17 protein-coding genes are annotated in these 18000 nt (G+C 71.6%); 9 read left to right on the top strand and 8 right to left on the bottom strand.

Annotated features, from left to right (window positions below):
- Positions 1 to 47 precede the first annotated feature (47 nt).
- From AB0G02_RS08585 to AB0G02_RS08575, 3 genes are all read left to right on the top strand, one after another.
- Positions 48 to 1073 carry a DMT family transporter gene (locus AB0G02_RS08585; RefSeq protein WP_360791405.1) on the top strand — a complete coding sequence of 342 codons (1026 nt, stop codon included), beginning with the start codon at positions 48 to 50 and terminating at the stop codon, positions 1071 to 1073.
- 195 nt (positions 1074 to 1268) lie between these two features.
- On the top strand, positions 1269 to 1679 hold the full coding sequence (locus AB0G02_RS08580) for an SsgA family sporulation/cell division regulator (protein ID WP_360791380.1): 411 nt from the start codon (positions 1269 to 1271) through the stop codon (positions 1677 to 1679).
- A gap of 23 nt (positions 1680 to 1702) precedes the next feature.
- The gene (locus AB0G02_RS08575) at positions 1703 to 3265 is read left to right on the top strand and encodes a serine/threonine-protein kinase (protein WP_360791377.1); all 1563 of its coding nucleotides are present in this window, start codon (positions 1703 to 1705) and stop codon (positions 3263 to 3265) included.
- Positions 3266 to 3309: 44 nt separating this feature from the next.
- Here the strand turns inward: AB0G02_RS08575 and AB0G02_RS08570 are convergent, their stop codons facing one another.
- Together AB0G02_RS08570 and AB0G02_RS08565 are read right to left on the bottom strand one after the other, a co-directional pair.
- The gene (locus AB0G02_RS08570) at positions 3310 to 3960 is read right to left on the bottom strand and encodes a response regulator transcription factor (RefSeq protein WP_360791374.1); all 651 of its coding nucleotides are present in this window, start codon (positions 3958 to 3960) and stop codon (positions 3310 to 3312) included.
- Positions 3957 to 5195, bottom strand: coding sequence for a PspC domain-containing protein (locus AB0G02_RS08565; protein WP_360791371.1), 1239 nt, complete (start codon positions 5193 to 5195; stop codon positions 3957 to 3959). The genes AB0G02_RS08570 and AB0G02_RS08565 overlap by 4 nt, the downstream gene beginning before the upstream one ends.
- A 110-nt stretch (positions 5196 to 5305) precedes the next feature.
- Here AB0G02_RS08565 and AB0G02_RS08560 point away from each other — a divergent pair, with 110 nt between their 5' ends.
- Both AB0G02_RS08560 and AB0G02_RS08555 read left to right on the top strand, forming a co-directional pair.
- Complete coding sequence (locus AB0G02_RS08560) at positions 5306 to 6610, top strand: PspC domain-containing protein (RefSeq protein ID WP_360791368.1); 1305 nt, start codon at positions 5306 to 5308, stop codon at positions 6608 to 6610.
- The gene (locus AB0G02_RS08555) at positions 6579 to 6806 is read left to right on the top strand and encodes a hypothetical protein (RefSeq protein WP_360791365.1); all 228 of its coding nucleotides are present in this window, start codon (positions 6579 to 6581) and stop codon (positions 6804 to 6806) included. Before AB0G02_RS08560 ends, AB0G02_RS08555 begins: the two co-directional genes overlap by 32 nt.
- Positions 6807 to 6905: 99 nt before the next feature.
- On the opposite strand, the gene guaA is transcribed toward AB0G02_RS08555, so the two are convergent.
- Complete coding sequence (gene guaA / locus AB0G02_RS08550; protein ID WP_360791362.1) at positions 6906 to 8465, bottom strand: glutamine-hydrolyzing GMP synthase; 1560 nt, start codon at positions 8463 to 8465, stop codon at positions 6906 to 6908.
- Positions 8466 to 8516: 51 nt separating this feature from the next.
- Here guaA and AB0G02_RS08545 point away from each other — a divergent pair, with 51 nt between their 5' ends.
- Together AB0G02_RS08545 and AB0G02_RS08540 are read left to right on the top strand one after the other, a co-directional pair.
- Entirely contained in the window at positions 8517 to 9275 is a 759-nt protein-coding gene (locus AB0G02_RS08545; protein ID WP_360791359.1) for an aminoglycoside phosphotransferase family protein, read from the top strand.
- Positions 9276 to 9606: 331 nt separating this feature from the next.
- On the top strand, positions 9607 to 11052 hold the full coding sequence (locus AB0G02_RS08540) for an aldehyde dehydrogenase family protein (protein WP_360791357.1): 1446 nt from the start codon (positions 9607 to 9609) through the stop codon (positions 11050 to 11052).
- Here the strand turns inward: AB0G02_RS08540 and AB0G02_RS08535 are convergent.
- A complete protein-coding gene (locus tag AB0G02_RS08535; protein ID WP_360791354.1) occupies positions 11042 to 11599 on the bottom strand; it encodes a TetR family transcriptional regulator in 558 nt (185 codons plus the stop codon). The two genes, AB0G02_RS08540 and AB0G02_RS08535, sit on opposite strands and share 11 nt — an antisense overlap.
- A gap of 68 nt (positions 11600 to 11667) precedes the next feature.
- Here AB0G02_RS08535 and AB0G02_RS08530 point away from each other — a divergent pair, with 68 nt between their 5' ends.
- Both AB0G02_RS08530 and AB0G02_RS08525 read left to right on the top strand, forming a co-directional pair.
- On the top strand, positions 11668 to 12459 hold the full coding sequence (locus tag AB0G02_RS08530) for an SDR family NAD(P)-dependent oxidoreductase (protein ID WP_360791351.1): 792 nt from the start codon (positions 11668 to 11670) through the stop codon (positions 12457 to 12459).
- Positions 12456 to 13793, top strand: coding sequence for a cytochrome P450 (locus tag AB0G02_RS08525; protein ID WP_360791348.1), 1338 nt, complete (start codon positions 12456 to 12458; stop codon positions 13791 to 13793). The genes AB0G02_RS08530 and AB0G02_RS08525 overlap by 4 nt, the downstream gene beginning before the upstream one ends.
- Here the strand turns inward: AB0G02_RS08525 and AB0G02_RS08520 are convergent.
- The 4 genes from AB0G02_RS08520 to AB0G02_RS08505 all read right to left on the bottom strand — a co-directional run.
- Positions 13768 to 15054: an FAD-dependent monooxygenase gene (locus tag AB0G02_RS08520; RefSeq protein ID WP_360791345.1), complete on the bottom strand. Its 1287-nt coding sequence runs from the start codon at positions 15052 to 15054 to the stop codon at positions 13768 to 13770. The genes AB0G02_RS08525 and AB0G02_RS08520 overlap by 26 nt on opposite strands.
- A gap of 5 nt (positions 15055 to 15059) precedes the next feature.
- Positions 15060 to 16019, bottom strand: coding sequence for an MBL fold metallo-hydrolase (locus tag AB0G02_RS08515; RefSeq protein WP_360791342.1), 960 nt, complete (start codon positions 16017 to 16019; stop codon positions 15060 to 15062).
- Positions 16020 to 16038: 19 nt separating this feature from the next.
- On the bottom strand, positions 16039 to 17757 hold the full coding sequence (locus tag AB0G02_RS08510) for a GMC family oxidoreductase (RefSeq protein ID WP_360791340.1): 1719 nt from the start codon (positions 17755 to 17757) through the stop codon (positions 16039 to 16041).
- 49 nt (positions 17758 to 17806) lie between these two features.
- Positions 17807 to 18000, bottom strand: a 194-nt coding sequence (locus tag AB0G02_RS08505) for a hypothetical protein (RefSeq protein ID WP_360791337.1), incomplete at its 5' end; no start/stop codon positions are given.

Below are 18000 nucleotides of genomic sequence, written 5' to 3'. Positions count from 1 at the left end.
GTGCGACGCAGAGTGGGCTGGTGAACAAGCCTGGCACGCTGATCAGGATGGGTGTCCTGGCCCTGCTCTGGGGGTCCAGCTTCCTGTGGATCAAGATCGCACTGACCGGCCTCTCGCCGCTCCAGATCACGCTCACCCGCACGGCGCTCGGCGCGCTGGTGCTGGTCGCCCTCGTCTACGCGAACAAGCAGCGGCTGCCCCGCGACCGGACGTCCTGGCTGCACCTCGGCTTCGCCGCCGTCTTCGGCAGCGCCGTGCCGTTCGCGCTGTTCGCGCTGGGCGAGCAGACCGTGGACTCCGGCGTCGCGGGCGTGCTGAACGCCACCACCCCGCTGTGGGCGCTGGGCATCGGCCTCGCGCTGGGCACGGAACAGCAGCGCAACCCCGCCAGGTTCGCCGGTCTGGTGCTCGGCTTCGCCGGGGTGCTGCTCATCTTCGCGCCGTGGCAGAAGGCCGGGATGGCCAGCTGGGGCGCGCTCGCGTGCCTGGCCGCGGCGGCGTCCTACGCGGTCAGCTACGCCTACGTCGGCCGCAGGGTGTCCGGGCGCGGCCTGACGCCGATGCAGATCTCGTCGAGCCAGCTGGTCGCCGCGGCGGGCCTGACGGCGGTCGTGGTGCCGGTGGCCGGGTTGCAGCCGGTGCACCTGTCCTGGCAGCCGCTGGTCGCGGTGGCGATCCTGGGCGTGTTCGGGACGGGCGTCGCGTTCGTGCTCAACTACCGCGTCATCGAGGACGAGGGCGCGACCAACGCCACGATGGTCGGCTACCTGCTGCCAGTGGTCTCGGTGCTGCTGGGCGCGCTGTTCCTCGGTGAGGCGCTCAACGCGCGGGTCGTGATCGGCATGGTGGTGGTGCTCGTCGGGGTCGCGCTGACCCGCAAGCAGCCCGCGACGGCGATCGTGCCGGTGGTGCGGGAGTCGGGGTCGGGAGCGACGCCGGAGCCGGCGGAGGGGCCGCTGGAGGGGTCTGCGGGGGCTCCGGAGGTGTCCGCGAGGACGCTGGAGGAGGGGTCGACGGGGACGCCGGAGCCGGCGGCGGCCGGGTTGTTGGAGCCCGCGACTACGCTCAAGTGACCTGCGATAACGCAGTGTTACCCGCCGGTATCGGGTGGCCTTCGGCCAACTGAGACAACCGTCCTGGGCAAACGGGTGGAGTTGAGACGCAGGTCTCCCCCGATCGCGTGGTGTTCAGGCGAACCACGTCCCTATTCGCCCTGTCGGACGTCTCCTCACATGAGAGGGACGACTCCGGAAGGGAACCCACAGGACATGAGCAACGAGAGCATCACCATCACGACGACGTTCCACCTCCTCGTCCCGGGCGTGGCCCCGGCACCGGTGGAGGCCGAGCTCCACTACGAACCGGAGGACCCGTACGCGGTAGCCGTGCTGTTCCACACCGGACAGGGCAAGGTCGAGTGGATCTTCGCCCGGGACCTGCTGGCCGACGGCCTGCTGACCTCGTCCGGCGAGGGCGACATCCTGGTCCGCCCGGCCGCCGACGACCCGGAGCGGGTCCTGGTCGAGCTGAACGCGCCCACCGGTTTCGCGATCCTGTCCGTCGAGGCGGAGGACGTCGCCGAGTTCCTGGACCTCACCTACGACGTGGTCCAGCCCGGCGAGGAGGACCTGTGGATCGACTTCGACCGCGAGCTCGCCAAGTTGGTCTCGACCAACTGACTCCATCGCCTAACCTGCTGGACGTGGCGGAGTCCGGGGGGACGGGAACGGTAGGCGGTCGGTACGCGCTGGTCGAGCGAGTCGGCAGCGGTGCCATGGGCGTCGTCTGGCGGGCGCGGGACGAGCTGCTCGACCGCGAGGTGGCGGTCAAGCAGCTCAGGTGGCCCGACCTGACGGCGGGAGCGGCCGAGGTAGCCAAGGCGCGGGCGATGCGCGAGGCGCGCAACGCGGCCCGGCTGCAGCACCCCCACGCGGTCTCCGTGTTCGACGTGGTGGTGGAAGACGACCGGCCCTGGCTGGTCATGGAGTACCTGCCCTCGCGCAGCCTGGCCGGGCTGCTGGCCGAGCGGGGCGGGTTGAGCCCGGTCGAGACCGCGCGGATCGGCGGTCAGGTGGCCGCCGCACTGGCCGCGGCGCACGCGGCGGGCATCGTGCACCGGGACGTGAAGCCGTCGAACGTGCTCATCGGGCACGACGGCACGGTGAAGTTGACCGATTTCGGCATCTCGCGGGCGACGGGTGACGGCACGCTCACCGACAGCGGCATGATCCCCGGCACACCGGCGTACCTGGCACCCGAGGTGGCCCGCGGCGAGCAGCCGGACGAGGCCTCGGACATGTTCTCCCTGGGCGCGACGCTGTACGCGGCGACCGAGGGGCAGTCACCGCACGGGATCAGCGACAACAGCTTCGGGCTGCTCTACCGGGCGGCCGCGGGCCGGATCGAGCCACCGAGGCGCTCCGGGCCGCTCACGGGCGTGTTGACGCGGATGCTGGCGGCGGATCCGACGGCCAGGCCCACGGCGGCGGAGGCGGTGGAACTGCTGGCCGGGCCCGGTTCGACCAGGTCCGGTGAGGGTTGGTCGGGGGAGGTCCGGGTCGGTGGGAGCCGGTCCGGTGGGGGTAGGGCCGGTGGAGGCCGGTCGGGCGAGGTCCGGGTCGGTGAGGGGCGGTCGGGCGAGGTCCGGGTCGGTGGGATTTCGGCAGGTGGGGGCCGGTCCGGCGAGGTCCGGGCGGGTGGAGGCGGGGCCTCCGAGGGCAGGGCCGGTGGGGTTCGGGTGGGTGGAGGCGGAGCCTCAGAGGGCAGGGCGGCAGAGAGCAGCGCCGCAGAGGGCACGAGCGGGTCGCGGGAGGACCCTGCGGTCAAGCCGCTCAAGCGGCGGTGGCTCGCCCCCGTCGTGGCGACAGTCGTGTTGTTGGTCATCGCGAGTGCGGTCGTCTTCGTGGCGCTGCGACCGGAGGTCTTCGACCAGCCCCCCACGGTGCCCCAGGGGTACACCACCGAGAACGCGATGGAGCTCACCCGCTCGCACTACGAGCTGCTGCCGGAGAGCCCCGACATCGCGTGGCAGAACCTGGCCGAGTCCTACCGGCAGCCGATCGAGGACTACCGGCTGTTCTGGAGCCAGTACGACGACGTGCGCACCGACCTGTTCGAGGCCGTGCAGGATCAGCCGACCAGGTTCATCGTCCGGGTGCGGGTGACGTTCATCCAGGCGGGTGCCGAGACGGCCGGGCGCTACCAGCTCGTGGTCGAGGAGAGCGGCGGCCGGCTGCGGATCACGGCGTCCGAGCTGCTGATCTAGAGCGGACCACGAAGTCCGGGCTGCCGAGACCGAGCGGCCACCTGTCAGACGAGCCTCCGGTCGGAGGCCCAGCGGGACAGTTCGTACCGGTTGGACAGCTGCGTCTTGCGCAGCACGCTCGACACGTGGGTCTCGACCGTCTTCACCGAGATGAACAGCTCCGACGCGATCTCCTTGTAGGCGTACCCGCGCGCCAGCAGCCGCAGCACGTCCCGCTCGCGCGGGGTCAGCAGGTCCAGCTCCGGGTCGCTGATCGGCGCCGCGCCGGGCCGGTCCGCGAACGCGTCCAGCACGAACCCGGCCAGCCGGGGGCTGAACACCGCGTCGCCCTCGGAGACCCGCACCACCGCGCGCACCAGCTCCTGGCTGGAGATGGTCTTCGTCACGTACCCGCGCGCACCGGCGCGGATGACCGCGATGACGTCCTCGGCCGCGTCGGACACCGACAGCGCCAGGAACACGACGTCGGGCAGCGCCGTGCGGACCTGCCGCAGCACCTCCGCGCCGCCGCCGTCGGGCATGTGCACGTCCAGCAGCACCACGTCCGGGCGGTGGTGCCCGATGCCCGCGACCGCCTCACCGACCGAACCGGCCTCACCGACGACCTCGACCTCGTCGGTGATCGAGTCCAGCTCGGCCCGAACCCCGGCGCGGAACAACGCGTGGTCGTCCACCAGGAACACCCGAACGGTCATGTCCTGGCCCCCGTCTCTCGCTTGTCTGCGGTTTTCCTCGGCATCATCAGCTGCACCTCCGTGCCCTCACCCGGTCGGGTGCGGATCCGGACTTCGCCGCCGTGCCGGTCCATCCTCCCCCCAATGGAGTCCGCGAGGCCATGCCGGTCCTCCGGCACGGTCTTCGGGTCGAACCCCTTGCCGCGGTCGCGGACGAACACGGTCACCCGATCGGGTTCGACTTCGCCGTACACGCTGATCTCACCGACGCCCGCGTGCTTGGCCGCGTTGACCATCGCCTCGCGGGACGCCTGCACCAGCGCGTAGAGGTTCGGGTCCAGCAGGCAGTCACCGACCACGACCTGCTGCACCTCCAGCGCGAAGCTGTCCTCCACCTCGCCGGAGGCCTTGGCGATGGCGGCGGACACGGTCGTCGGCTCGTTGTTGTCCTCGACGACCCGCCCGTACAGCCACTCGCGCAGCTGCCGTTCCTGGCCGCGGGCCAGGCGCTTGACCTCGCGCGGCTGCTCGGCCTGCTTCTGGATCAGGGCGAGGGTCTGGAGCACGGAGTCGTGGAGGTGGGCGGCGATCTCGGCGCGTTCCTCGGTGCGGATGCGGACCCGGCGCTCCTCGCCCAGGTCGTTGATCAGCTTGATCCACAGCGGCACGGTGAGCACCGCGACACCGCCCAGCGTGGCGACGACGGCGAGGAGGGCGAACCGCAGCTGGTCGATGCCGTAGCTGTTGACCAGCAGCACGCCGATGCCGATGGCGACCAGGGCGACACCGGCCAGGACGCGCACGAGCGTGCTGCGCCCGGTGCCGCCGAAGAGGCCGGAGCGCGCGCCGTCACGCCAACGGCGGCGCTGGGCCTCGTCGGCCTCCCGCCAGACGACGGCCGCACCGACCAGGGCCACCGCGAGCGGTCCCGCGATCCAGCCGCTGAGCGGGCCGGAGAACAGGCCGGCGAGCACGGCTGCGCCGATGCCCAGGGCGACCAGGCCGAGCGCCTGCTGGCGTTCCCTCGGGTTCGGGGGCTCTTCCGGCACGTCGGCGGCGCGTTGCGGCACGAACAGCCACAGCAGGCCGTACGCGATCACGCCCACGCCGTTGAGCGCGGTCAGCGCGGCGAACACCGCCCGCACCCAGAACACCTCGATGCCGAGGTGGTCGGCGACACCGCCGGCCACGCCCGCGACCACCCGACCGGTCCGCCTGCGGCGCACCGGCTCGACGGCCTTCGTCTCCACACTCACCCCTTGATGGTCACACGGGTGTCCTGGCCGGTCATCAGGGTTCCACCCGATGCGAGGTTCAGGGTGGGCCCCCGATGTGCGCGCGGCCGGATTTCAGCAAGCTGTTCCTCGTGAGCGGAACCATCAGCGCAGCGAGCGTCGAAGAGACGCTGAAGGACTTCTGGGCCACGCGGCCCAGGCGGCCTCACGACGGTCGCAAGATCGCCGGTGTCGCCGCCGGTATCGCACGGCGGTACCAGATCGACCCGGTGATCGTCCGGGTTGCGTTCGTGGCCATGGCGCTGTGCAACGGCGCCGGGGTGCTCATCTACCTGCTGGGGTGGCTGTGGCTCGCCCAGGCGGACGACGAGGTGTCGGCCGCTGAGTCGCTGATCGGGCGGGGGCGCAGTTCGACGCCCACCGCGTTGACGGTGCTGCTCGGGATCGCGGTGGTGCCGGCGACCGGGTTCTTCGTGGACGGCGGCTTCACCATGGTCGGCGGCGTGCTGCTGTCGGTGGGCGGGCTCTACCTGCTGCACCGCAACCGCGGGCACCTCAACCGGCCGGAGCCGACGTCCGTGGGGATGGGCTTCGGTGACGGGGTGGTCGGGTCGGGGTCGGGGTCGGGCTCGGTGTTCGGTGACGGTGCGGTCGGGGCGGGAACGGGGATGGGGTTCGGTGAGGGGGGCAAGGTGTCGGGTGAGGAGCACGCGACCACGCCGGTGAAGCCGCCGGCCTGGGACCCGTTGGGTGCCGCGCCGTTCGCGTGGGACCTGCCGGAACCGGCCGGAGCGCCCGAGCCGCTGGGTGCGACGCCCGCGCCGGTGCACGTGCGCCGCAGGTCCCGGGCGGGGTTGGCGACGTTCGGGGTGGCGCTGGTCGTGCTGGCCGGGTCGCTGGTGTCGTCGGCGTACTCGGAGTGGTTCGACGCCCGGCACATCCTCGGCCTGCTGGTCGCGGTGCTGGGTGCGGGGATGGTGCTGGGCGCGTTCCGCGGCGGTGGCCGCGGGCTGATCTGGCTGGTCGTGCCGCTGTCGGTGGTCGGGGTGGCACTGACGTCGATCGACTTCGAGACCGACGGTGAGCGGATGGGCAGCGTCACCACCCGACCGACCGCGGTCGACCAGGTGGAGGACCGGTACGCGGTGAGCGTCGGGGAGATCGAGCTCGACCTGACCGGCCTGCCGAACACCGGGTCCGTGACCACGGACGTCCGGGTCGACCTGGGCAGCGCGAAGGTCAGGGTGCCTGCCGACGCGGACGTGACGGTGGAGTGCCGGAGCGACCTCGGCTCGGTGCGGTGCCTCGACCGCGAGTCGGACGGCGAGGGGCGGCACGAGGAGCTCACGGACTACGGCGCTGACGGGCCGGGTGGGCTGAAGATCGTGCTGGACGTGCGCAGCGATGTCGGAGAGGTGGAGGTGCGCCGTGGCTGAACAGGACTCGGTCGAGAAGCACGGGGTCGACGTGGTGGGTCTGGTGTTCGGGGTCGCGGCCCTGGTCGCCGCCGCCTACATGCTCTCCGACGGGGCTTCGTGGCCCGCCTTCCTCGACCTGAGGTGGGCGTTGGCCGGAGGGGCGATGGTGATCGGGTTGGGGTTGCTGGCGGGGGCGGCTCGTCGACGCCGGTAGGTGTGAGGAAGAGAAGCCGGTAGGCGGGGAAGAGAAGCCGGCAGGGGAAGACGAAAGGGGAAGGGCCCGTCCTGGTGGACGGGCCCTTCCCCTTTCAGGTCACTCCCACTCGATGGTGCCCGGCGGCTTGCTCGTCACGTCCAGGACCACCCGGTTGACCTCGTTCACCTCGTTGGTGATGCGGGTCGAGATGCGCTCCAGCACGTCGTACGGCAGCCGGGTCCAGTCCGCGGTCATGGCGTCCTCGCTGGACACCGGCCGCAGCACGACGGGGTGGCCGTAGGTGCGGCCGTCGCCCTGCACGCCGACGCTGCGCACGTCCGCCAGCAGCACGACCGGGCACTGCCAGATCTGGCGGTCCAGACCGGCGCTGGTCAGCTCCTCGCGGGCGATGGCGTCGGCCTTGCGCAGGATCTCCAGGCGCTCGGCGGTCACCTCACCGATGATCCGGATGCCGAGGCCCGGACCGGGGAACGGCTGGCGCTGCACGATCGTCTCGGGCAGGCCGAGCTCGGTGCCGACGCGGCGGACCTCGTCCTTGAAGAGCGCGCGCAGCGGTTCGACGAGGGTGAACTGGAGGTCGTCCGGCAGGCCGCCCACGTTGTGGTGGCTCTTGATGTTCGCCGCGCCCGCGCCGCCACCGGACTCGACCACGTCGGGGTAGAGCGTGCCCTGGACGAGGAACTGGTAGTCGCCCTCGGCCTTGAGGTCGCGCTCGGCCTGCTCGAACACCCGGATGAACTCGCGGCCGATGATCTTGCGCTTCTGCTCCGGGTCGCTGACGCCCTTGAGCGCGTCGAGGAAGCGCTCACGGGCGTCGACGGTGACGAGGTTGACGCCGGTCGCGGCCACGAAGTCGCGCTCGACCTGGGCGCGCTCACCGGCGCGCAGCAGGCCGTGGTCGACGAAGACGCAGGTCAGGCGGTCACCGATGGCCCGCTGCACGAGGGCGGCGGCCACGGCGGAGTCGACGCCGCCGGACAGGCCGCAGATCGCCTTGCCGTCACCGACCTGCTCGCGGATGCGGGCCACCTGCTCGTCCACGATCGAGGACGTCGTCCACTGCGGCCGGATGCCCGCGATCTCGTGCAGGAACCGGCGCAGGACCTCCTGGCCGTGCGGCGAGTGGCCGACCTCGGGGTGGTACTGGACGCCCGCGAAGCGGCGTTCGGTGTCCTCGAACGCGGCCACCGGAGCGCCCTCGCTGGTCGCCGTGACGGTGAAGCCGTCCGGCGCCTTCGTGACGCAGTCGCCGTGGCTCATCCACACGGGGTGGTTGGCGGGCAGCTCCTCGTGCAGCCGACCGCCGGCCTGTTGGACGCCCAGCTCGGTGCGGCCGTACTCGCGGGTGCCGGTGTGCTCGACCGTGCCGCCCAGGGCACCCGCCATGGCCTGGAAGCCGTAGCAGATGCCGAAGACGGGGACGTTCATGTCGAACAGCTTCGGGTCGACCTGCGGTGCGCCGGGCTCGTACACGCTCGACGGACCGCCGGACAGCACGATGGCGGCCGGGTCGCGTTCCAGCAGCTCCGCCACGGGTGTGGTGTGCGGGACGACTTCCGAGTAGACCTGCGCCTCCCGGACCCGCCGGGCGATCAGCTGCGCGTACTGCGCACCGAAGTCGACTACCAGCACAGGGCGGTTGCTGCTCTCGGCCACTGGGGGAAAACCTCTCGTCTGGCGGATCCGCGCAGGTGAAGGATGTCATGGGTGGAAGAGGAACTGCTCACCGGAGGCGGGCTGAACGAGGTCGTGCGGGTCGGGTCGACGGTGCGCCGGCCGACCGGCCCGTGGACGCCGAACGTGCACCGGTTGCTGGAACACCTTGCGCCGCTTGGCATTGCGCCGGTGGTGCACGGGGTGGACGAGCGCGGGCGCGAGGTGCTGTCGTACTTGGAGGGTGAGGTGGGCCACCCGCCGTTGCCGCAGTGGTTGCGGACGGACGCGGTGCTGGTGGCGGTGGCTCGGATGGTGCGGCGGTTGCACGACGCGTCGGTGGCGTTGGTAGGGACGGACAGGTCGGACGGGTCGGACGGGTCGGTAGAGGTAAGTCGGGAGGGAGAGGGAGGTTGGCAGTTTCCGGCGGTTTCACCCGTTGAGGTGATCTGTCACAACGATCTTGCGCCGTACAACATGGTGTTCCGGGACGGGTTGCCGGTCGGGGTGATCGACTTCGACGGTGCTCGACCCGGGCCGCGGTGGTGGGACGTGGCGTACACGGCGTACTGCCTGGTGCCGTTGTCACCGGAGTTCGGGACGGTGGACGAGCAGCGGCGACGGGCCGAGTTGTTCTGCGACGCGTACGGGATGCCGGTGGCCGGGCTGGGGCGGCGGGCGTTGGCGCGGCTGGACGACATGATCGCGATGATCCGGGAGCGGCCCGAGTTCCGGCGGCAGCGGGAGGAGCGGCATGACCTGTACTACCTCGGTCATGTGGAGTACGTGAAGGAGCACTTCCTGGGGTTGTGAGGGTGGGGGTGGTGGTTCTGCCCGGCTCGATTTGACATGGGGCCCTTACGGGCACCCCAGGCAGGCCAAAGCCGGCAGGCCCGGCGGATAAAGCGCCCGCCAAGCCTGCCGGCTTCGACCAGCCTAAGGCACCCGAACCCATGTCAAATCGGGCCTCGGTGGGAGGCGGCGGATCCGTTGGGGGCGGGGTGGCGGTCGGGCGGGATGGGGTGGGCCTCGGCGCATCCGCGGGGTTGGGGTGGGGTGGGTTCCGTAGGAGGTTTTGGGGCGTCCGGGGGTTGTTCCAAGATCAATAGGTCGAAGTGTGCGGTACGGGAATACGGTGTTGGTCATGGACGCGTTCACGCCTCAGCCACGGCCCTGTTGGATTGCCGGACACGCCGAGCAGGGCGATTCGGCCATCCAAGTGCACCACCCGTTCGACGGAACCGAGGTGGCCTCGGTCGCCGTTCCCGGGGCGGAGCAGGTGGAGCGGGCCGTGGCGGCTGCGGCGGCGGTGGCGAAGGAGTTCCGGCAGACGCCGGCGCACGTGCGGGCGGCGGCGTTGCTGCACGTGTCGCGGGCGTTGGAGGAGCGGGCCGAGGAGATCGCGGAGACCATCACCGCCGAGAACGGCAAGCCGTTGAAGTGGGCTTACGTCGAGGTGCAGCGGGCGGTGAACACGTTCCGGTTCGCGGCCGAGGAGGCTCGGCGGTTCACCGGCGACCTGCAGCGGTTGGACACCGATGCCGGTGGTGAGGGGCGGATGGCCGTGGTGCGGCGGGTGCCGCGCGGGCCGGTGTTGGCGGTCGCGCCGTTCAACTTCCCGTTGAACCTGGTCGCGCACAAGGTGGCGCCGGCGTTGGCGGTGGGCGCTCCGGTGATCGTGAAGCCCGCGTCGGCGACGCCGTTGTCGGCGTTGCTGCTGGGTGAGCTGCTGGCCGAGACGGACCTGCCGGACGGGGCGTTCTCCGTGCTGCCGGTGCGCGGGGCGGACATGAAGGCGCTGGTGACGGACGAGCGGTTGCCGGTCATCTCGTTCACCGGGTCGACCTCGGTCGGGTGGTCGTTGATGGACTCGGCGCCGCGCAAGCACGTGGTGATGGAGCTGGGGTCCAACTCGGCGGCGATCGTGTGCCCCGACTGGCCCGACCTGGACCTGGCGGCGTCGCGGATCGCGACGTTCGGCAACTACCAGGCGGGGCAGTCGTGCATCGCGGTGCAGCGGGTGCTGGTGCACCGGGACGTGGCGGAGGAGTTCGTGCCGAAGCTGGTGGAGGCGGTGCGGGGGTTGAGGACCGGTGACCCGCACGACCCCGAGGTGGAGGTCGGGCCGTTGATCGACGAGGACAACGCGCGGCGGGTCGAGGAGTGGGTGGCCGAGGCCGTGGCCGGTGGCGCGGTGCTGCACGTCGGTGGCGGGCGGTCCGGGACGTCGGTCGAGCCCACGGTGGTGCAGGACGTGCCGAAGGACGCGCGGTTGTGGCACCAGGAGGTCTTCGGGCCGGTGCTGACCGTCTCGGTGGTGGAGTCGGTGTCCGAGGCGTTCGAGCTGGCCAACGCGACGGAGTACGGGTTGCAGGCGGGCGTCTTCACCCGGGACCTGGGGGTGGCGTTCTCGGCGGCGGCGGAGCTGGAGGTCGGCGGGGTGATCATCGGTGACGTGCCGTCCTACCGGGCCGACCAGATGCCGTACGGCGGGGTGAAGGGGTCCGGGACGGGGCGCGAGGGCGTGCGGTCGGCCATGGAGGACTTCACCGAGGAGCGCACGATGGTGCTGACCGGCATCACTCTCTGAGCGCGCCCTTGGCGAGCATGAGCAGGCCGTTGACCAGGTCTTCGGTGCCCGAGCCGGTGGCGAGGGCGCGGAGCTTGAGGCCCATCACCATGCCGACGACGGCACTGGCGACCTGGTCGGCGTCCTTGACCCCGATGGAGGCGAGGACGGTTTCGGCGAGCTTGTCGTAGGCGGCGAAGCACTCGGCGGCGGCGGCGCGCAGCTCGGGGTCCCGGCCGGCGTGCAGGTAGAGCTCGTAGGGCGCGATGCGCTCGCTGTCGGTGCCCGTGGCCTCAGCGACCTGGCCGACGATGTCGACCACCTGGTCGAGGTCGTCGCACTTGGTGTCGTTCTGGTTGGCGAGCTCACCGAAGCGCCTGGTCTCCTCGGTGACGAAGTGCCGCAGGCTCTCCCGCAGCAGGTCCTGCTGGGTGGCGAAGTGGTAGGTGACGGAACCGAGCGAGACGCCCGCCTCCTGCGCGATGCGCCGGTTGGTCACCCCCGCGACACCGTCGTCACCGATGATCCGCAGCACGGCCCCGATGATCCGCTGCCTCGTCTCCGTCATGTGCCCATTGTCCGCCACGGGTGGGGGTTCGATACTGTTCGTTCGAACGAACAGTCTGGGGAGGGTTCATGCGGGTGCGGGGAACGACCGTGTTGTTGACCGGTGCGACCGGCGGGATCGGGCACGCCATCGCGCGCCGGCTGGCCGCCGGTGGGGCCGAGCTGGTGCTGACCGGGCGCAAGGTGGCCGAGCTGGAGCGGTTGGCCGGCGAGGTCGGGGGTCGGGCCCTGGCGGCCGACCTGGGTGAGCCGGACGGCCTGCGGCGGTTGGTCGAGGAGGTCGGCGCGGTGGACGTGCTGGTCGCCAACGCGGCCCTGCCCGCCAACGGGGCGTTGGTGGACCTCACGGCGGAGGAGGTGCGGCGGGCCCTGGCGGTGAACCTGGAGGCGCCGATCGCCCTGGCGCACGCCCTCCTGCCGTCCATGGTGGCGGCCCGGCGCGGGCACCTGGTGTTCGTCGGGTCGTTGGCGGGGAAGGTGGCTTCGGCGTACTCGTCGATGTACAACGCGACGAAGTTCGGGTTGCGCGGCTTCGCGCTGGGGCTGCGGGAGGACCTGCGCGGCACCGGGGTCGGGGCGTCGATCGTGCAGCCGGGGTTCGTGCGGGACGCCGGGATGTTCGCGGACTCGGGGGCGAAGCCGCCGGCGGGGATGCGGACCGTGTCGCCGGAGCAGGTCGCGGAGGGCGTGGTGGCCGCGGTCGAGGGGGATCGGGCGGAGGTGAACGTGGCGCCGCCCGAGCTGCGGGTGGCGAGCGTGCTCGGCGGGGCGTTCCCGGCGTTCTCGTCGGGGTTGCAGCGCAGGCTGTCGAACGACGACGTGATGCGGCGGGTCAGCGCGGCGCACCGGGAGAAGCGGTGAACACGGCCGCCCTGCCGCACCCGCGGTGGCGGGTGCCGTTCCTCGGTGACGTCCTGGGCACGAACCCGCGCACGCCGGTGCAGGACACGATGCGGTTGGGGCGGGAGCTCGGCCCCATCTTCACCCGGCGGTTCCTGAACCAGGACATCGTGTTCGTCGGTGGCGCGGACCTGGCCGCGGACCTGGCGGACGAGTCGCGGTTCGCCAAGCACCTCGCGCTGGGCGTGGAGGCGCTGCGGGACGTGGGTGGCGACGGGCTGTTCACCGCCTACAACGAGGAGCCGAACTGGAAGGCGGCGCACGAGGTGCTGCTGCCCGCGTTCACGCAGAGCGCCATGCGCGCCTACCACCCGACGATGGTGGACGTGACCGCCCAGCTGGTCGACAAGTGGGACCGGGGCGGCGTGGTCGACGTGTCGGCGGACATGACGAACCTGACGCTGGAGACGATCGGGCGGGTCGGGTTCGGGTACTCGTTCGAGTCCTTCTCCCGGACCGAAGTCCACCCGTTCGTGCGGGCGATGATCGGGTCGTTGCGGTACGCGCAGCGCAAGAGCGTCACCATCCCGTTGCTGCGCAAGGTGTTCGGGCGCGAGGCGGAGGAACGCTACCGGGGTGACCTCCGGTACCTGGCGGAGGTCGTGGACGAGGTGATCCGGGCGCGGCGGGGGTCCGGCGGGTCCGACCTGCTGGGGCTGATGCTGTCGTCGGGCGAGCTGGACGAGGTGAACATCCGCAACCAGGTGATCACGTTCCTGGTGGCGGGGCACGAGACGACGTCCGGGGCGCTGTCGTTCGCGCTGTACTACCTGTCGCGGCACCCCGAGGTGGTCGAGAAGGCGCGGGCCGAGGTCGACGCGGTGTGGGGTTCGGCGGACGTGCCGGAGTTCGAGCAGGTCACGAAGCTGCGGTACGTGCGGCGGGTGCTGGACGAGGCGTTGCGGCTGTGGCCGACCGCACCGGCGTACGCGCGGGAGGCGCGGGCGGACACCGTGCTCGCCGGGCGGTACCCGATGCGGGCCGGCCAGTGGGCGCTGGTGATGCTGCCGCTGGTGCACCGGGACCCGTCGGTGTGGGAGTCGCCCGAGGCGTTCGACCCGGACCGGTTCGAGCCGGCGGCCGTCCGGGCCCGGCCCGCGCACGTCTACAAGCCGTTCGGCACCGGGGAACGGGCGTGCATCGGGCGGCAGTTCGCGCTGCACGAGGCGACGTTGGCGTTGGGCACGGTGTTGCGCCGGTACGAGCTGGACGCGGTCGGCGACCACGGGTTGCGGGTGGCGGAGATGCTGACGCTGAAGCCGGAGGGGTTCACGGTGACGCCTCGGCGTCGGTGAAGCCCTTGGCACGGCGGAGTGCCCGGGTGAGGTCGGTCCCGACGGCGGCGGTGTGGCCGTCGGGGCGGACCAGGGCGTCCTGCTCGATGGTGAACCCCGGGCCGTAGCGGTGGGTGTCCGGGCGCAGTCCGCCGTCACCGTTGGTGGTCAGCGGTGAGTCGCGGTAGGCGAAGGGCTCGAAGAGCTTGCCGGAGTCGATCTCCTCGGTGAGGCCGTGCTCCAGCGCGTAGCGGCGGTGGGCGTGGTCGGCGGGGGTCTGCGGCACGAGGAAGCGCATCGTCCGCTCGGTGACGCGGAGGTTCTCGTCGGCGGCGGCCGCGCGTTCGTGGTGGTAGGACTCCAGCAGGAGGGGCCCTGCCCCGCCGGCGCGGTCGAGGGCGATCTTCCACGCCGCGTTGTCGGCGTCGCAGATGCCGGAGTTGAGGCCGCGGGCGCCGAACGGGCTCATGACGTGGGCCGCGTCGCCCGCCAGCAGGACGCGCCCGACGCGGAAGCGGGCGGCTCGGCGCTGGTGGAAGCGGTAGGTGGACTGCCAGAGGACCTCGTGCGGGCGGTCACCGACGACCGCGCGGACGTGGTCGGGGGTCAGCTCGAAGTCCTCGGGGACCTGCCAGTCGACGCGGTGCACGCCGTCGGGCTGCGGGTGGATCAGGACCTGGCGGCCGGGGTGCCACGGCGGGTCGAAGTGGAAGCGGCGCTCCGGCTCGGGGTGGCCCAGGTCGACCCTGATGTCCGCGATGACGAACCGGTCGCTGAACGAGTGGCCGTCGAACGGGATGCCGAGCAGGTCGCGCACGGTGGAGTGGGCGCCATCGGCGGCCACGAGGTGCGTGCCCTCGAAGGCGTCGGTCCCGGTGTGCACGGTGACGTGGTCGCTCTGGTGCACGCGTTCGACCCGTTGGGAGTGGTGGAGGGTGATCAGCGGTTCCCGGCGGGCCTTGGCGAGCAGGATTCGTTCGACGGTGGTCTGCGGCGTGTTGACGAACGGGGGGAAGCCCTCGGTGCGCGGGAGTTCGACGGTGAGCACTTCGCGGTCGCGGAAGTAGGTGCGGCCCCGGTACCAGGTGACGCCCGCGTCCACGACGGATCGGCCCACACCGACGCGTTCGAGGATGTTCAGCACGTCGCGGTGCACGCAGATGGATCGGCTGCCGACGGCCCGGTGGCGTTCGGCGGCTTCCAGGACGGTCGTGGGGACGCCCGCCCGGGCCAGCAGGAGCGCGGTGGTCAGCCCCACCGGCCCCGCGCCCACGACCAGCACCGGTGTCACTGCAGGGCCGCCCACACCTCGCGGTCCCGTTCGGCGGTCCAGATCCGCGGCCAGTCCACGCCGTCGCACTCGTCCCAGTACCGCTGCACGTCGAACGGCAGGCAGTGCTCGAAGATCGGCCAACGGCCGTAGCGCGGCGCCAGCGCGGCGTGCGCGGCCTCGAACGCCTCCTTCACCGTGCCGCCGCGCAGGTGCACCGTGCCGACCGTGCGGCGCAGCTCGTCCAGGAAGTGCCGCGACTGGGCGATGGCCGCGTCGACCTCGGTCCGGTCGCGGGCAGGCCTCCCCCGACCGCCGACGAGCTGCTCCGCGCCCAGGGCGGCGACGCGGTCCAGCGTGGAGGTGGCCCACTCGTCGTGGAACGCGTCACCGGTGTAGAGGGCGGCCTGGGACTCGACCAGGTCACCGGCGAACAGGATGCGCTGGTGCGGCAGCCAGACCACGACGTCGCCCGCGGTGTGGCCGCGTCCGCAGAAGCGCAGCTCCACCTCGCCCCGGTCGCCGCCGAGCGGGATCGTGAGGCGGTCGGAGAAGGTGACCGTCGGCCAGGTCAGGCCGGGGATGCCCTCGGGTTCCTCGAACAGCCGGGGCATGCGGCCGTACTCGCTGAGCCAGTCCTCCCGACCGCGTTCCGCGATCAGCGCCCGGGTGTTCTCGTGCGCGATGACCTCGGCGGCGTCGAAAGCGCTCGCGCCCAGCGTCCGCACCGCGTGGTAGTGGCTCAGGACCAGGTGGCGGACGGGCTTGTCGGTGCGCTCGCGGAGCAGGTCCAGCCAACGGCCGGCGGCTCTCGGAGTGGCACGGGCCTCGACGCAGACGAGGAAGTCCTCGCCCTCGATCGCGCCGACGTTCGGGTCGCCTTCGGCGGTGAGGGCGTAGACGCCTTCGGCTAGTTCGACGAACTCCTCGTCCTTGGGCGCGAGGTCGGTGCTGGACGCGAACGGCTTCGTGACCACACGACCCACCATAGGGCGATCAGGTCGACTTGACCTCCACGATCGGCAGCCGCAGGCCACCGGGGGCGTCGGCCGGGACGGCGGGGTCGCGCGGCGGCACCGGCGCGATCCTCCGGTAGCCCGCGGACTGGTCGGGGCGCTGGTCGGGCTCCCCCTTGTTCGGCCACACCGAGAACGCGCGCTCGGCCTGCGCGGTGATGGTGAGCGACGGGTTCACGCCCAGGTTGGCCGAGATCGCCGCGCCGTCCACCACCGACAGGCCCGGGTAGCCGTAGACCCGGTGGTACGGGTCGATGACGCCGCTGCGGTCGTCCGACCCGATCGGGCAGCCGCCGATGAAGTGGGCGGTCAGGGGGATGTCGAACAGCTCGCCCCAGGTGCCGCCCGGGATGCCGCCGATGTGCTCGGCCGCCCGCAGGTTCGCCTCGTGACCGGCCGGGATGAACGTCGGGTTCGGCTCGCCGTGCCCCTGCTTCGAGGTCAGCTTGCGCCCGAACAGGCCCTTCTTGGTGAACGTGGTGATGGAGTTGTCCAGGCTCTGCATCACCAGCAGGATCACCGTCCGCTCGCTCCACCGGTGCACCGACATCAGCCGCGCCAGCCGCAGCGGGTGCCGGACCGCCTGGAGCAGGAACTGCAGGACGCGGGGCGTCGACTTCGCGCCGTCCGTGGCGAGGGTCTGGAGCAGCCCCATGACGTTGCTGCCCTTGCCGTAGCGCACCGGCTCGATGTGGGTCTGCTCGTCCGGGTGGATGGACGACGTGATCGCCACGCCCTCGCTGAAGTTGCGCTCCTCGTCCACCGTGAACCGGGCCGCGCCGATGATCGACTCGGAGTTCGTCCTGGTCAGCTCACCGAGCTTGGGTGAGATCTTCGGCAGCGCGCCCTCGGCCCGCATCCGGTGCAGCAGCTGCTGGGTGCCCCACGTGCCGGCGGCCAGCACCACCTGGCCCGCGGTGATCGTGCGGCGGCCCCTGCGCAGCTTGCCGCCGGTCCGCCGCGTGCCGACCGCCCACGTGCCGTCCGGCGCCTGGCGCAAGTCGGTCACGGTGGTCAGCGGCAGCACCTGCGCGCCGTTGCGCTCGGCCAGGTACAGGTAGTTCTTGACCAGGGTGTTCTTCGCGCCGACCCGGCAACCGGACATGCACGCGCCGCACTGCGTGCACCCGGTCCGGCTCGGGCCCGCGCCACCGAAGTACGGGTCCTCGGCCGGCTTGCCCGGCTCGCCGAAGAACACGCCGACCGGCGTCGGGTGGTAGGTGTCGGCCACCCCCATGTCCCGCGCGACCTGCTGCATCACCACGTCGGACGGCGTGGTCGTCGGGTTCTCCACCACGCCCAGCATCCGGCTCGCCTGGTCGTAGAACGGGGCCAGCTCGGCTTCCCAGTCGGTGATGTGCGCCCACTGCCGGTCCTGGTAGAACGGCTTGAGCGGCCGGTACAGCGTGTTGGCGTACACCAGCGACCCACCCCCGACCCCCGCCCCGGCCAGCACCATCACGCTGCGCAAGGCGTGGATGCGCTGGATGCCGTAGCAGCCGAGCGCGGGCGCCCACAGGTACCGCCGCAGGTCCCAGGACGTCTCCGCGAACTCGTCGTCGGCGAACCGGCGGCCTGCCTCGACGACGGCCACCCGGTAGCCCTTCTCGGTGAGCCGGAGCGCGGCGACGCTGCCACCGAACCCCGAGCCGACCACGACGACGTCGTAGTCGGTCTTGTTACCGACGAGTTCACCCATGAGACAGCAGATTAGGCGTTACTTCCGGTAACAGCCAGGCTCAATCGGTTCAGACAAACCCCACCACCCCACCGAGGCCCACCCCGATAACCCCACTTGATCGGATCCGCAACGGCCCACCGAGGCCCGATTTGACATGGGTTCGGGTGCCCTTCGACGAAGCGAGCCAGGAGCGGAACGCGGTCATCCTGCTCTCGCGGACCCGGTCGGGGTCCGGTCGCCACAGGACTTCCGCCTCGCCGG

The sequence above is a fragment of the Actinosynnema sp. NPDC023658 genome (assembly GCF_040639995.1).
GTDB lineage: Bacteria > Actinomycetota > Actinomycetes > Mycobacteriales > Pseudonocardiaceae > Actinosynnema.
This window is presented reverse-complemented; position numbering and strand designations above follow the sequence as displayed.

Bases quoted from the DNA above. Each gene is read 5' to 3' on its own strand.
- AB0G02_RS08530 (WP_360791351.1), top strand. From the start codon at position 11,668: ATGCGGGTGCGGGGAACGACCGTGTTGTTGACCGGTGCGACCGGCGGG.
- AB0G02_RS08570 (WP_360791374.1), bottom strand. From the start codon at position 3,960: ATGACCGTTCGGGTGTTCCTGGTGGACGACCACGCGTTGTTCCGCGCC.
- AB0G02_RS08580 (WP_360791380.1), top strand. From the start codon at position 1,269: ATGAGCAACGAGAGCATCACCATCACGACGACGTTCCACCTCCTCGTC.
- AB0G02_RS08535 (WP_360791354.1), bottom strand. From the start codon at position 11,599: ATGACGGAGACGAGGCAGCGGATCATCGGGGCCGTGCTGCGGATCATC.
- AB0G02_RS08555 (WP_360791365.1), top strand. From the start codon at position 6,579: ATGTCGGAGAGGTGGAGGTGCGCCGTGGCTGAACAGGACTCGGTCGAG.
- AB0G02_RS08585 (WP_360791405.1), top strand. From the start codon at position 48: ATGGGTGTCCTGGCCCTGCTCTGGGGGTCCAGCTTCCTGTGGATCAAG.
- AB0G02_RS08540 (WP_360791357.1), top strand. From the start codon at position 9,607: ATGGACGCGTTCACGCCTCAGCCACGGCCCTGTTGGATTGCCGGACAC.
- AB0G02_RS08510 (WP_360791340.1), bottom strand. From the start codon at position 17,757: ATGGGTGAACTCGTCGGTAACAAGACCGACTACGACGTCGTCGTGGTC.